The 13,691-nt window shown below is 51.1% G+C and carries 14 protein-coding genes; 7 read left to right on the top strand and 7 right to left on the bottom strand.

The window, feature by feature from the left end; all coding sequences use genetic code 11:
• Positions 1-51: 51 nt before the first annotated feature.
• The 5 genes from HRU73_RS05265 to leuS all read right to left on the bottom strand — a co-directional run bounded on the left by HRU73_RS05265 (position 52) and on the right by leuS (position 5,065).
• Positions 52-210 carry a hypothetical protein gene (locus tag HRU73_RS05265; RefSeq protein WP_276678386.1) on the bottom strand — a complete coding sequence of 53 codons (159 nt, stop codon included), beginning with the start codon at positions 208-210 and terminating at the stop codon, positions 52-54.
• Between the two features lie 231 nt (positions 211-441).
• Positions 442-858, bottom strand: coding sequence for an OsmC family protein (locus tag HRU73_RS05270; protein ID WP_281871121.1), 417 nt, complete (start codon positions 856-858; stop codon positions 442-444).
• Positions 859-1,929, bottom strand: a complete 1,071-nt coding sequence (gene holA / locus HRU73_RS05275) for a DNA polymerase III subunit delta (protein WP_287399745.1) — start codon at positions 1,927-1,929, stop codon at positions 859-861.
• Between the two features lie 11 nt (positions 1,930-1,940).
• Positions 1,941-2,438, bottom strand: coding sequence for an LPS-assembly lipoprotein LptE (locus tag HRU73_RS05280; RefSeq protein ID WP_281870480.1), 498 nt, complete (start codon positions 2,436-2,438; stop codon positions 1,941-1,943).
• Between the two features lie 17 nt (positions 2,439-2,455).
• A complete protein-coding gene (gene leuS / locus HRU73_RS05285) occupies positions 2,456-5,065 on the bottom strand; it encodes a leucine--tRNA ligase (RefSeq protein WP_287399748.1) in 2,610 nt (869 codons plus the stop codon).
• Between the two features lie 249 nt (positions 5,066-5,314).
• On the opposite strand from leuS, the gene queA reads away from it, so the two are divergent.
• The 7 genes from queA to ubiE all read left to right on the top strand — a co-directional run bounded on the left by queA (position 5,315) and on the right by ubiE (position 12,070).
• Complete coding sequence (gene queA, locus HRU73_RS05290; protein WP_287399750.1) at positions 5,315-6,349, top strand: tRNA preQ1(34) S-adenosylmethionine ribosyltransferase-isomerase QueA; 1,035 nt, start codon at positions 5,315-5,317, stop codon at positions 6,347-6,349.
• Positions 6,346-7,461: a tRNA guanosine(34) transglycosylase Tgt gene (gene tgt, locus HRU73_RS05295; protein WP_287399752.1), complete on the top strand. Its 1,116-nt coding sequence runs from the start codon at positions 6,346-6,348 to the stop codon at positions 7,459-7,461. Before queA ends, tgt begins: the two co-directional genes overlap by 4 nt.
• A 34-nt stretch (positions 7,462-7,495) precedes the next feature.
• A complete protein-coding gene (gene yajC / locus HRU73_RS05300) occupies positions 7,496-7,972 on the top strand; it encodes a preprotein translocase subunit YajC (RefSeq protein WP_011111733.1) in 477 nt (158 codons plus the stop codon).
• 74 nt (positions 7,973-8,046) lie between these two features.
• Positions 8,047-9,894 (top strand): protein translocase subunit SecD, encoded by a 1,848-nt coding sequence (gene secD, locus HRU73_RS05305; protein ID WP_287399755.1) that lies wholly within the window; start codon positions 8,047-8,049, stop codon positions 9,892-9,894.
• 23 nt (positions 9,895-9,917) lie between these two features.
• The gene (gene secF / locus HRU73_RS05310; RefSeq protein WP_287399756.1) at positions 9,918-10,850 is read left to right on the top strand and encodes a protein translocase subunit SecF; all 933 of its coding nucleotides are present in this window, start codon (positions 9,918-9,920) and stop codon (positions 10,848-10,850) included.
• A 58-nt stretch (positions 10,851-10,908) separates the two neighbouring features.
• A complete protein-coding gene (locus HRU73_RS05315) occupies positions 10,909-11,286 on the top strand; it encodes a gamma-butyrobetaine hydroxylase family protein (protein WP_287399757.1) in 378 nt (125 codons plus the stop codon).
• Positions 11,287-11,335: 49 nt separating this feature from the next.
• Positions 11,336-12,070 carry a bifunctional demethylmenaquinone methyltransferase/2-methoxy-6-polyprenyl-1,4-benzoquinol methylase UbiE gene (ubiE, locus tag HRU73_RS05320; RefSeq protein ID WP_011111737.1) on the top strand — a complete coding sequence of 245 codons (735 nt, stop codon included), beginning with the start codon at positions 11,336-11,338 and terminating at the stop codon, positions 12,068-12,070.
• A 69-nt stretch (positions 12,071-12,139) separates the two neighbouring features.
• Here ubiE and speB read toward each other — a convergent pair whose 3' ends face one another.
• Entirely contained in the window at positions 12,140-13,111 is a 972-nt protein-coding gene (gene speB / locus HRU73_RS05325) for an agmatinase (RefSeq protein ID WP_287399758.1), read from the bottom strand.
• An 87-nt stretch (positions 13,112-13,198) separates the two neighbouring features.
• The gene (lspA, locus tag HRU73_RS05330) at positions 13,199-13,681 is read right to left on the bottom strand and encodes a signal peptidase II (protein ID WP_011111739.1); all 483 of its coding nucleotides are present in this window, start codon (positions 13,679-13,681) and stop codon (positions 13,199-13,201) included.
• Positions 13,682-13,691: the final 10 nt, after the last annotated feature.

Here is a 13,691-nt window from a genome sequence, read left to right on the forward strand (position 1 = left end):
GATAAAAAAACCGCCCGAAAGGGCGGTTAGAAAATTTGAATCATATCTTTCTCAGTTATTGTTGTCTTTTTCTGCCTTGTCTACGTTATCGGGCATGGAATCGCGTTCCATAGACATGCTTGGTGGATACTGTGCAGGTTTAGGATCCATACAGGCAGTCAGAAAAGTTGTTGCAGCCAGTGCAGCAGCCAATACAAGCGAAAGCTTCATTTTTCGTCTCCCATAAAATTAAGAATATATAGTCTTTCTATAAGTCACTTGCTGCCTGGCTTCCATCTCTGAAAAACCAGCGCCTGCTATTTTTATCAGAATCAAATTTCATTGTCCAGCAGATTCGAAACCAGCCTGATATCTGTTTCCCCGACAGTATGGGATCACCCCGAGAAAACTCTGCAAAATTATAATTCCAGCTTGTCGCACTGCGCCCTTTCAGGAGTCTGCTCATTCGGCAATGATTTCATAATCATGTGTGATATCTACCGTTGCTTTCAGCATCATGGAAGCAGAGCAGTATTTCTCGGCAGAGAGATTGATCGCCCGTTCTACCTGCCGAGGATCGAGACCCTTCCCGGTAATGATGAAATGCAAATGAATACGGGTAAACACTTTCGGATCTTCTGTCGCACGTTGTGCATCCATCTCGACCTGACAACCGGTAATTGCCTGCCGCCCCTTGCGCAGAATATGCACCACATCGAAAGCGGTACAGCCGCCCAGGCCCAGTAATATCATTTCCATCGGACGCGGCCCAAGGTTCTTTCCACCCGCTTCCGGCGCACCGTCCATCAATACGGAGTGTCCACTTCCGACCTGCCCGAGAAAACTGACTCCTTCCTGCCACGCAATGTTTGCTTTCATTTACTTTAAAGATAAGTTGATAATGAATGAAAGATCTTTTCTTCCGATAATCTTGAAACTGCAATCAGCAGCAAAACAAATCCCGAGATTCAATAATTCCTCCCAGATATCCCCTTGCTCCACTCCCTTGATGATCCGATCAATGACAGCTGCCTGCAACAGTGCTTGTACCAGCAATGGATAGCGTATACGCTGAATTGCCCCCATCATCAGTTTTTGTCTGGCAGGCCATATTCGCAATGCTGTCATGGCCTGTTCGATCGTCATACCCCGGCTGGAATTTTTTAGCAGATGAATTTTTATCAGCAGACGAATCTGTTCCGACAAAATAGCCAGTATCAATGGAGGTGCCACCCCTTCCCCCTGCAATCCTTCCAGAATGTGGCGATAACGCACCATATCGGCCGTTAGCATGGCCTCCGGTAACTGCAGCACATCAAAGCGGGTAACGTCGAGAATGGCATTTTTGACCTGCTCGAAAGTCAGTCGGCCGGATGGATAGAGCAGTCCAAGTTTGTGGATTTCCTGGTGAGCTGCCAGCAGATTGCCTTCCACCTTGCCAGCAAAGAATTGCAGTGTATCCCGATCAATCGTCTGATTCTGCCGGTCAAGACGCTGCTTTATCCAGTGTGCCAGCCGGTCACGCCCGACCGGTTTTACTTCAATCACCTGGCCTGCCTGTTCAAGTGCCTTGAACCACTTGCTTGCACGTCCCTGTTTATCGATTTCCGGCAGAGTAACGACAGTCACAGTATCACGCGGTAACTCCCGGCAGAATGTTTCGATCGCTACACCGCCTTCTCTGCCCGGCTTCCCGGAAGGAATTCGCAAATCGAGCATGCGTCTTTCACTGAATAGCGAGGATTGCCGCCCCCATTGAAACAGATTCACCCAGTCAAAACGCTGATCGGCAGTCAGGATCGTACGTTCGGTGTAGCCCTGCCCTCTGACATACGCACGGATCCCGTCAACGGCTTCCATCACCAACAGCAACTCATCCCCGAGTACCACATATAGTGGTGCAATACTTCCATCAAGCTGTCTGGCAAGATGCTCAGGATCCAATCGCATACGCTACTATCTTATCCCGCTGAGGTGACTGCCGAAACCTGACGAAGAATCTGTTGCACGGCATCTTTCTGCATATCCTTGTACAGCATCTCCTCCTCTGCCGCTTTTGCCAGCTCTTGTGCATCCAGAAAAGGAAGAATGCGGGTCAGTCTGATTTCCTGCAGAGACGCCAGTTCAGCATTGTGCGCATCGAGCAGCCGGGCAGCGACTCGATAGACCAGCTCAAACTCACGCACTCTTCCACTCTCTGACAGCGACAGGATTCTTTTTTCCCTGATTGCATGAACGATCTGAATGATTGCCTCGGATTTTTCGGCTTTATTGACGACCTTCGCCCGGGTATGCGTACTGATCACCCGTTCCAGATCGGAACCAATGGTCAATCCTGCAGGTGCTGTGATGTAAACCCGTTCAAAAGGAAGTTCAGAAACCTGTCCCCGCAGTTTGAAACCGCAAGCAGCCAGACTCAGTACAAGCGAAACAGCCATCAGGGTTCGCAATGTCGTCATGGGTAAGACCTCTTCCGCTAAACAACGATATTGATCAGTTTTCCCGGCACGACGATGACTCTCTTGACAGGCCGGTCGGCTATACTCTTTTGTATATGCTCATCTTGTAGTGCTGTTCGTTCAACAGCAGCCCGATCTGCTTCCCTGGCAATGCGTATCTGCCCGCGCAGCTTGCCATTGATCTGGACGACAATTTCAACTTCATCCTGAATCAATGCCTGATCATCTGCTTGCGGCCAGGGTTGATCGAGCAGTTCGGTACCCGGTCTCAGTTCACGCCACAATACATGACAGATATGCGGAACGATGGGTGAAAGCAGCAGCACGATATTCTCCAGTGCTTCCTGCATCAGTTGGCGTGCGGCCGGATGGGTGCCCTGTACATCGGACAGCTCATTCATCAGCTCCATGATGGCTGCAATCGCAGTATTGAACGTGTGACGCCGTTCAAGATCATCCGTCACTTTGACGATCGTTTGATGCAACTGGCAACGCAAATTTCGCAGATCAGCCGGGTATTCCTGATGCGGTACCAGAGTAGTAGTCGCAGCAGCTTCGCCATCCAGCTGTCTGTGCAAATAAACCTGTCGCCACAACCGCTTGAGAAAACGGAAAGCACCTTCGACACCGGCATCCGACCATTCCAGCGTTTGTGTCGGCGGGCTGGCAAACATCATGAACAGTCGCGCAGTATCTGCCCCATATTGCTCAATGATTTCTTGTGGATCGATCCCGTTGTTTTTCGATTTTGACATGGTGCCGATACCGCCGGATTCAACCGATTGGTTATCCGCCTGCAAAACGGCGCCGACTCTTTTTCCTTCTCCATCGTGCTGCACATCCACTTCTGCCGGATTGAAATACTGGATACGCCCGCTGCTGGTTTTACGGAAAAATATCTCGTTCAGCACCATGCCTTGTGTCAACAGATTGGCAAAGGGTTCATCGAACGACACCAGCCCCAGATCGCGCATGACCTTGCTCCAGAAACGCGAATACAACAGGTGCAGAATGGCATGCTCGATCCCGCCGATGTACTGATCGACCGGCAGCCAGTAATTTGCCCGCTGGTCGGTCATGGCAGCAGACTGATCCGGACAGGCATAACGGATGAAATACCATGAGGAATCGACGAATGTATCCATGGTATCGGTTTCGCGGCGTGCCTGCCGCCCGCAACGTGGACAGGTACACTCATAGAATGAAGGTGTTTTTGCCAGCGGATTGCCCGAACCATCCGGTACCAGATCTTCCGGGAGTACGACAGGTAACTGATCATCTGCTACTGGTACTACACCGCAACTATCACAATGGATCAGTGGAATCGGACAGCCCCAGTAACGCTGACGTGAAATTCCCCAGTCGCGTAAACGATACCGCACCCGTTTCTCACCCAGCGCTTTCCGCCCCAGTTCCACTGCAATTGCATCGATCGCTTCCGGTGATGTCAGATCTGAAAACCGGTCGGAATTGAACGTTACCCCATATTCGGTAAAGGCCTGAACGAGTGGTACGGATAGCTCGCCATTTTCTGGCCTGATGACCGGTTTGATCGGCAGAGAATGCTGGCGGGCAAAATCAAAATCACGTTCGTCATGCGCCGGGACCGCCATGACAGCGCCTTCACCGTAGCTCATCAGTACATAGTTGGCGACCCATACCGGCAGACGCTCACCGGTCAGCGGATGCAGGACATACAACCCGGTGGCCATCCCTTTTTTCTCCTGGACAGCCAACTCTGCTTCCATGGTGGCACCCTGCCGGCAGGATTCAATGAAAGCCACCAGATCAGGCTGATTGTGTGCTGCATGTAAAGCAACCGGATGCTCTGCCGCAACCGCCACATAGGTCACCCCCATCAGCGTATCTGCCCGGGTAGTGAATACCTTAAGCGCTTGTGGCATGCCGGAAGCAGTATCCGGCGGGAACGTAATGTCCACACCAAAGCTTTTGCCGATCCAGTTGGCCTGCATGGTTTTTACGCGCTCCGGCCAGCCTGGCAGTTTTTCCAGGTCGGCCAGCAATTCATCTGCGTAGCGGGTTATCGCCAGGTAATAGCCCGGAATTTCCCGTTTTTCCACCACTGCACCGGTACGCCAGCCGCATCCGTCAATCACTTGCTCGTTGGCCAGTACAGTCTGATCAACCGGATCCCAGTTGACCACCTGCGTTTTCTGATAGGCAATACCCTTTTCCAGCATGCGCAGAAACAGCCACTGATTCCAGCGGTAATACTGTGGATCGCAAGTGGCCAGTTCACGCTGCCAGTCGATAGCAAACCCCAGACTTTGCAACTGGCTGCGCATGTAAGCGATATTGTCATAAGTCCATTTTGCGGGTGGTACTCCTTTCTGGATCGCAGCGTTCTCGGCCGGCAATCCGAATGCATCCCAACCCATCGGCTGCATGACGTTATACCCCTGCATGCGGCGATAACGTGACAATACATCCCCGATCGTATAGTTGCGCACATGCCCCATATGCAGCTTGCCGGAAGGATAAGGAAACATGGAAAGGCAGTAGTATTTTGGCCTGTCTGGGATCTCAGTCACATTGAAAATGTTTGTTTCCTGCCAGCTTTGCCGGGCTTGTCGTTCTATTTCCTGGGGATGGTATTTTTCTTGCATGGATAGATGATTTTCTGCCGGAATGATAAAACTGCGATTATACCTTTAAGGAACCTCTGATTAAGTTCTCCATGAGCCGCATTGCGGGCAAAATCGTGATGATCGCAAGAAGCGCGAAGAAGATCGTAGCGTTGAAGGAGCAAGCCATTCAGGTCTGACAGAAAACTTCTGGTGAGGAATCTCTCGCTGCTGTGTGTTCTTCCCGCAAAAGATAGGGCTACTTTGCTTGCCATCGGTATAATCCGCAGCATGAAAACCGATGATTTCGATTTCCACCTTCCCGATGAGCTGATTGCACAATTTCCGCTTGCAAACCGGTCAGACAGCCGGATGCTGTATGTGAACGGCAAGCACGCTGATTTGCGTGATGCTGCTTTCAGAAATCTGCCTGATTATCTCAAACGAGGCGATGTCATCGTGCTCAACAATACCCGTGTCGTCAAAGCCCGCCTGTCAGGCGTCAAATCCACCGGTGGTAAGGTTGAAGTCATGGTCGAGCGCATTCTGGACACTCATCGGGCACGGGTACTGATCCGTGCCAGTCATGCGCCGGTGATCGGCTCCACCCTGCTGTTGGAAAACAACATAACCGCACAGGTGGAAGCACGCGAGCAGGATATTTATATCCTGTGCTTCATGCATTCACTGCCGCTGATCGAATTGCTCGATCAATTTGGACATACACCGCTACCGCCTTACATCGGGCGAAATGCGACTGTTTCCGATGAAAACCGCTATCAGACCGTTTTCGCACAGGAAAGCGGAGCCGTTGCAGCCCCTACTGCCGGCTTGCATTTTGATGAAACCATGTTGCAAACATTACGTACTCTGGGAGTGAAAATCGTCTACGTCACGCTGCATGTCGGAGCGGGAACCTTCCAGCCGGTACGCGTGCAAAATATCGATCAGCATGTCATGCATACCGAGCCATACCATATCCCGACAGAAACGGTGGAAGCCATCCAAATGTGCAAATCTGCCGGTGGCAGTGTGCTTGCGGTGGGTACTACCAGCCTGCGCGCACTGGAATCCTGCATGCTGACTAACGATGGAACCCTGGTTGCCGGTGCTGGTGAAACCAATCTGTTCATCACCCCTGGTTTCCGTTTTCGCATCGTAGATCGGTTGCTGACCAATTTTCATCTGCCTCGCTCCACGTTACTGATGCTGGTATCGGCTTTCGCCGGAATGGAAACCATCCGCCATGCCTACCGGCATGCCATCGACAATCATTATCGTTTTTTCAGTTACGGTGACGCCATGCTGATCGACAGCCAGCCATGAAATTTCAACTCCACTGCCGTGATCATGAAGCCCGCCGGGGAACGCTGACACTTGCCCATGGCACGGTGGAAACTCCAGCCTTCATGCCGGTAGGTACCTATGGTGCAGTCAAAGGATTATCCCCGGATGAACTGCACACCCTGGGTGCCGGAATCATTCTGGGTAACACCTTCCATTTATGGCTGCGTCCCGGTCTGGAAGTGATCGGGGCACATGGGGGATTGCACCGGTTTATGCACTGGGACAGGCCGATCCTGACTGACTCGGGTGGATTCCAGGTATTCAGCCTGGGAGCACTGCGCAAAATCTGTGAAGAAGGTGTGCGTTTCCGTTCACCGGTCAACGGGGATACCTGTTTTCTGACACCGGAAGAATCCATGCGGATCCAGCAGGTACTGAATTCGGATATCGTCATGATATTCGACGAATGTACTCCCTACCCGGTCGATATGCAGATTGCTGAATCTTCCATGCAGCTGAGCCTGCGCTGGGCTGAACGTTCAAAAGCAGCCCATGCCGGTAACCCGAATGCACTGTTCGGTATCGTGCAGGGAGGCATGTATGAATCACTGCGCGATCGTTCCGCGGCCGGGCTGTGTGCCATCGGTTTCGACGGCTACGCCATCGGTGGATTATCCGTGGGTGAACCCAAAGCAGACATGCAGCGCATCCTCAGACACACTGCACCGCAACTGCCCGCAGACAAACCACGCTACCTGATGGGTGTGGGAACACCCGAGGATATTGTCCATGCTGTAGCGCAGGGTATTGATCTGTTCGACTGTGTGCTGCCCACCCGCAATGCACGTAATGGCTGGCTTTATACCAGCCAGGGTATTCTCAAGCTACGTAACAGCCGCTACCGGCTGGATATCTCGCCACCGGATGAACACTGTGATTGTTACACCTGCCGTCATTTCACACGTGCTTACCTGCACCATCTGCAGCGTACCGGCGAAATGCTGGGTGCCCGGCTCAACTCGCTGCACAACCTGCATTACTACCAGCGACTCATGGCAAATATTCGTAAAGCAATCGAAACCGGTCAGTTTGAACAGTTTGCACGCAAATTTTCTGGTCAGGACTTCATGCTAAAATGTGCTTCAGTTTAATTCGCATCCATACCCAATCGAAGGAGAAGATCATATGCTCATAACAGAAGCTTTTGCCCAGACTGCCAATGGTGCAGCTCAGACTTCCGACCCCACCCTGATGAGCTTTCTGCCCATGATTGGTATTCTGGTCATTTTCTATTTCCTGCTGATCCGTCCGCAGACAAAACGAGCTAAGGAACAGAAAGAAATGCAGAATGGGTTACAGAAGGGAGATGAAATCGTCATCAGTGGCGGTGAACTGGGTCGAGTCGTCAGTGCTGGCGATAGCTACATCACCATGGAAATTGCAACCGGTGTCGAGATCATCGTTCTCAAATCCTCCGTTCAGACACTGTTACCCAAAGGAACGCTGAAAAGTGTCGAAACCGGTAAAAGCAATCGGGCACTGAAAAATAGCAGACAGAAAGCCGGCGAATCCCGTCAGGATGAACCTGAAGACAACGTAACGGAAACCAGTGAAGTTGAATCTTCCTCAGCACCCTCCAAACAGGATAGCGAAAAAAATTAGTTTAGCGGCATATCCGATCTCTATGAGATTGCAACAGCATTTCCGCCCTTTTTTCTTCTGAAACACTGGTTATCATGAATCGCTACCCCCTCTGGAAATATATCGTCATCGCCGTTTCAATATTGCTTGGATTGCTGTATACCCTGCCCAACTTTTTTGGTGAATCTCCCGCCGTCCAGATTTCACCCTTGCGGGCCGGCATTCAAACCGATATGGCCCTTCTGCAGCGTGCTGAACAAGTACTCAAACAGCATGGTCTCCCCTACAACGGAACGATACTCGAATCCACCGGAATCAAGATCCGGTTTTCCGATACCGATACCCAGATCAAAGCGCGGGATATTCTGGATGCTGAAGTGGGTAGTGATTACATCGTTGCCTTGAACTTGCTGCCGAATTCCCCTCAGTGGATGCGTCATATTGGTGCGCTGCCCATGTATCTGGGCCTCGACCTGCGGGGAGGTGTCCACTTTATGCTGCAGGTGGATATGGCAGGAGCATTGACCAAGGCACTCGACCGTTACAACGCCGATCTGCGCAGCACTTTGCGCGAACAGAGAATTCCTTCAGCCGGCATTGACCGGGATCGTTCGAGAATCATCATCAAATTCCGTGATGAACAGGCGCGTGAAAAAGCAATTTCTGAACTGGGAAAAACCTTTGAAGATCTCGCTTTTCGGTCGGAAGACGTCAACGGAGAGCGGCGCCTGGTTGCCTCGATCAAGCCTGAAGCACTGATACGCATGCAGAATACGGCAGTTCAGCGCAATATCACCACTCTGCGCAACCGGGTGAATGAGCTGGGCGTGGCAGAGCCGATCATCCAGCAGGCAGGCGCCGACCGGGTGATCGTGCAGTTGCCGGGTGTGCAGGATACCGCCAAGGCCAAGGATATTCTGGGCAGAACCGCCACACTGGAAGTACGCATGGTCGATGAGGATGGCGATATCGATGCCGCATTGCGCGGATCAGTACCTTCCGGGACTGAACTGCTTTCCGAGCGTGGAGGAGGACATCTGCTGGTCAAAAAACAGGTATTGCTCACCGGTGATCGCATCACGGATGCTCAACCCGGTTTCGATCAGGACAGACAGGCCGCCGTCCACGTTACCCTGGATAACAACGGTTCACGAATTTTCAAGCAGCTGACACGTAATAACGTAGGTAAGCGTATGGCTATCCTGCTGGTAGAGAAAAATGTGACTGAAGTCGTCACCGCTCCGGTCATCCGGGAAGAAATCGGTGGCGGGCGTGTACAGATCAGCGGGCAGATGAACAGTATCGAAGCGCGTGACGTAGCCCTGCTGTTGCGTGCCGGTGCTCTGGCCGCTCCCATGGAAATCATCGAGGAACGTACCGTCGGGCCAAGTCTCGGCGCTGAGAACATAGAAAGAGGATTCAATTCGACTCTGTACGGCTTCATGATCGTATCCGTATTCATCATGATTTATTACTCGGCTATCGGTGTCATCTCTGTCGTGGCACTCGCTACCAACTTGTTGTTTCTGATCGGATTGCTTTCGATCTTACAAGCTACACTGACACTCCCCGGAATGGCTGGAATGGCGCTGACCGTGGGGATGGCAATCGATGCCAACGTACTGATCAACGAACGGATCCGCGATGAATTACGGCATGGCGCTACCCCCCAGGCCGCTATCCATGCCGGGTATGAGCGTGCATGGGATGCAATTATCGATACGAACCTCAGCACATTACTTGCCGGCCTCGGTTTGATGATATTCGGCAGTGGACCGATAAAAGGCTTCGCCGTCGTATTGTGTCTGGGAATTCTGACCACGCTCTTCAGCGCTGTCACCGTTTCACGCGCAATGGTCAATCTGTTTTACGGAAATCGTAAACTGGCACATGTCCCGATCGGAACCATCAAAATGCTGAAAAAAAGTAGCGGCAAACGTTAAATATTTACTGAAACCGGATAACCATGGATTTTTTTAGATTCGAACGCGACATTCCTTTTGCCCGCTGGGGAAAGTTTTCAATGACTTTTTCCCTGATTATCTCCATCCTGGCGATTTATTCCCTTGCCACAAAAGGATTGAATCTCGCAGTAGATTTTACCGGCGGTACGGTAATGGAAATCAGCTACCAGCAGCCAGCCGATCTCGATAAAACGCGTAAAATTCTTGCCGGCATCGGAATGTCTGATGCCATCGTACAGAATTTCGGAACATCTCGTGACGTCATGATCAGGCTCCCTGTCAAGCTGGAACACGCCGGGGGTAATCTATCCGAAACGGTTATGGCTGCACTCAAAGCGGATGACCCCTCAGTTGAGATGAAGCGGGTAGAGTTCGTGGGTCCGCAAGTGGGTGACGAACTACTGGAAAATGGCCTGCTGGCAATGCTGTTCGTTTCTATGGGCATAGTCGCCTATCTGGCTGTCCGATTCGAATGGAAATTCGGTGTCGCCTGTATCATTGCCAATCTGCATGATGTGTTGGTTATCTTAGGCTGTTTCTCCTTTTTTCAATGGGAATTCGATCTGACCGTTCTGGCTGCCGTGCTCGCGATACTGGGTTACTCCGTCAATGAATCCGTGGTTATTTCCGACCGGATCCGGGAAAATTTCCGCAAGCTGCGCAAGGCAACCGTAACAAGAATCATCGATAATGCCATCACTGAAACCATGTCACGCACGATCATCACGCATGGTAGTACACAAATGGTCGTTATTTCCATGTTCCTGTTCGGAGGAGAAGCACTGCACAACTTTGCACTGGCACTGACCATCGGTATTCTATTCGGCATTTACTCATCGATCATGATTGCCAGCCCGATACTGCTATTACTGGGTGCCAAACGGGAAGATCTGGTCAAACCCGAACGTAAACCGCAAGAAGAAGCCTTACCATAAAGCTGTTTTTGTGGGCTTTCCGGTTACATGATTTTTTTGTATTCATAGGATGATATCCGTGGCAGGACTCAATCCACAAACACCTGTTCCGACAGAATTGAAACTGCACCGTAAATCCGGTGTACTAAGCGTGACCTTCAACGATGGCAAGGCATTCAACTTTCCATGTGAATTTTTGCGTGTCTACTCACCTTCTGCTGAAGTTCGCGGCCATGAGCCCAGCCAGGAAATTCTGCAGACCGGCAAGAAAAATGTAACCATAACCCATATCGAGCCGATTGGCCGCTATGCGGTCAGGCTGGATTTTTCTGATGGTCATAACACCGGGCTATATTCCTGGGATTTGCTCTATGATTACGGACTGAATCAGGAAACCATGTGGCAGGATTACCTGCAGCGACTGCAGGCTGCCAGTGGCAGTCGCGAAACAGGATAATCCTGTTACCCAGACATCGATCAACCACTCAGTACAACACATCTCCAGAATGACGAATTCCACACACTTTGGTTTCACAACCGTCTCGGAAACGGAAAAAGCCCGCAAGGTTGCGGAAGTGTTTCACTCTGTAGCAGCACGCTACAATCTGATGAACGATCTCATGTCCATGGGATTGCACCGCTTGTGGAAGCGGTTTGCGATCGATGTCAGCGGTGCCAAACCCGGGGATAAAGTGCTCGATATCGCAGGTGGAACTGCTGATCTGACCCGGCTTTTTCTTGAAAAAACAGGTAGCACAGGCGAAGTCTGGTTGACAGATATCAATAACTCCATGCTGTCGATCGGTCGTGATCGTATGCTGAATGACGGCAAAAGCGTACCAGTTGCACAATGCGATGCTGAAAAGCTGCCCTTTCCGGATAATTATTTTGATCGGGTGTGTGTCGCTTTCGGTTTGAGAAACATGACGCATAAAGATGCGGCTCTTCGGGAAATGTGGCGGGTACTGTCTCCGGGAGGATCACTCATCGTACTGGAATTTTCCAAGGTATGGAAACCCTTGCAGCCTCTATATGACACTTATTCGTTCAAGGCACTACCCTTCATGGGAAAAATCGTTGCCCGTGACGATACCAGCTACCGCTACCTTGCCGAATCCATTCGTATGCACCCTTCTCAGGAAGAGCTGAAACAGCTCATGCAGCAGGCTGGTTTTGAACGAGTCGAGTATTTCAATCTTACTGCGGGAGTCGTTGCACTCCATCGCGGCTATAAATTCTAAATCGTACGTTCCCACAACCTGCCGGACAGCCTTCTCCTGCAAATCAGGGTCCGGCAGGCAACGCAGATCCTATAACAGCCCGTCAGCCTTGCGCTTTGCCAGCAGACAGATCAGATCACAGGCGATATGGGCTGCCGCAAGCGCCGTTATCTGGCTGTGATCATAGGGAGGCGATACTTCTACGATATCCATGCCGATCAGGTTGATTGTCGTAAGGCCACGAATGATTGCCAGTGCCTGGGCAGTAGACAATCCTCCACAAACCGGCGTACCGGTACCTGGCGCATAGGCTGGATCAAGGCAGTCGATATCAAAAGTAAGATATGCCGGTTGAGTTCCGACGATGCGCTCGATTTCTGCAACGACCGCATCCGTGCCCTGCCGGTGTATCCGATCGGCATCCAGAATATTGATCCCCATGAAATCATCATTCCAGGTGCGAATACCGATCTGAACGGAGCGTTTGACGTCGATCAGACCCTCCCGCACCGCTTTGTAAAACATGGAGCCATGGTTCAGTGAAGCGAGTGAATCATCCGGCCAGGTATCACAATGCGCATCGAAGTGAATCAACGACAGCGGAGTACCTGTCTTTTCCACATGCGCCTGCAGCAACGGATAGGAAATCGAGTGATCACCGCCGAATGTCAGCATACGTGCGCCAGAGGCCAGAATATGCCGTGCATGGTCAACAATCGCACCATGGATCGTCAACGGGTTATGCACGTCGAGAAAACAATCGCCAGAATCGATCACGGCAAGATGTTCGAATGGATCGAATCCCCACGGATAAGGCTTTAACGAAGCAACTTCGGCAGAAGCCTGACGAATCCCCAGCGGGCCAAAACGTGTACCGGAACGATAAGACACCGCCAGATCCAGTGGAATACCACTGATTACCAGTTCGGCACCCGTCAGGTCTTTGCGGAAATTGCAGCGCATAAAAGAAAGCATGCCCGAGAAGGTCGGTTCACGCAGCATGCCATAAGGTGTTTTACGCGCTATCGCACCATCGATTCTGATCTGATCATCATCCGACATGATGCAGCTCCGTTCTCATTTCAAATTTTCCATTGGATTCCAAAAGCGGGAAACAGCCTTGCAGAATCTGACAGATTGAAAATAATCTCATCCTTCCTGAACGGAATCATTGCGTCCATTGCGGATACTATCCAGAATCAACAGGAATGCACCGCAAAATATGGCTGAATCAGCCAGATTGAATGCCGGCCAATGATAACCGTTCAAATGGAAATCCAGAAAATCAACGACATGCCCAAGCATGATACGATCCCAGAGATTGCCCAGCGCCCCTCCCAGAATAAGGCTCAGCGCGAAGCAGAACAGCCGGTTGGCCGTATTCTTATACAGCAGATAAACAATCAGGACAGATACGAGAACAGCGATGGTACTCAAGAACCATCGCTGCCATCCGGAAGCATCACTCAGGAAACTGAAGGCAGCACCGGCATTATAGGTAAGTACGAGATTGAAAAATTCCGTAATCATAATCTGCTGACCATATGTCAGATTGAGCTCCACCCAGCGCTTGGTGAGCAGATCCATCACCAGAATGATTACCGCCAGAGTCAGGCTGAAATAAAGTTTCATCGTACGCCCT

Source organism: Nitrosomonas sp. H1_AOB3 (genome assembly GCF_015709435.1).
Classification (GTDB): domain Bacteria; phylum Pseudomonadota; class Gammaproteobacteria; order Burkholderiales; family Nitrosomonadaceae; genus Nitrosomonas; species Nitrosomonas europaea.

Excerpts from the sequence above, each read along its gene's own strand:
- HRU73_RS05265 (WP_276678386.1), bottom strand. The coding sequence starts at position 210 with ATGAAGCTTTCGCTTGTATTGGCTGCTGCACTGGCTGCAACAACTTTT.
- HRU73_RS05270 (WP_281871121.1), bottom strand. The coding sequence starts at position 858 with ATGAAAGCAAACATTGCGTGGCAGGAAGGAGTCAGTTTTCTCGGGCAG.
- holA (WP_287399745.1), bottom strand. The coding sequence starts at position 1,929 with ATGCGATTGGATCCTGAGCATCTTGCCAGACAGCTTGATGGAAGTATT.
- HRU73_RS05280 (WP_281870480.1), bottom strand. The coding sequence starts at position 2,438 with ATGACGACATTGCGAACCCTGATGGCTGTTTCGCTTGTACTGAGTCTG.
- leuS (WP_287399748.1), bottom strand. The coding sequence starts at position 5,065 with ATGCAAGAAAAATACCATCCCCAGGAAATAGAACGACAAGCCCGGCAA.
- queA (WP_287399750.1), top strand. The coding sequence starts at position 5,315 with ATGAAAACCGATGATTTCGATTTCCACCTTCCCGATGAGCTGATTGCA.
- tgt (WP_287399752.1), top strand. The coding sequence starts at position 6,346 with ATGAAATTTCAACTCCACTGCCGTGATCATGAAGCCCGCCGGGGAACG.
- yajC (WP_011111733.1), top strand. The coding sequence starts at position 7,496 with ATGCTCATAACAGAAGCTTTTGCCCAGACTGCCAATGGTGCAGCTCAG.
- secD (WP_287399755.1), top strand. The coding sequence starts at position 8,047 with ATGAATCGCTACCCCCTCTGGAAATATATCGTCATCGCCGTTTCAATA.
- secF (WP_287399756.1), top strand. The coding sequence starts at position 9,918 with ATGGATTTTTTTAGATTCGAACGCGACATTCCTTTTGCCCGCTGGGGA.
- ubiE (WP_011111737.1), top strand. The coding sequence starts at position 11,336 with ATGACGAATTCCACACACTTTGGTTTCACAACCGTCTCGGAAACGGAA.
- speB (WP_287399758.1), bottom strand. The coding sequence starts at position 13,111 with ATGTCGGATGATGATCAGATCAGAATCGATGGTGCGATAGCGCGTAAA.
- lspA (WP_011111739.1), bottom strand. The coding sequence starts at position 13,681 with ATGAAACTTTATTTCAGCCTGACTCTGGCGGTAATCATTCTGGTGATG.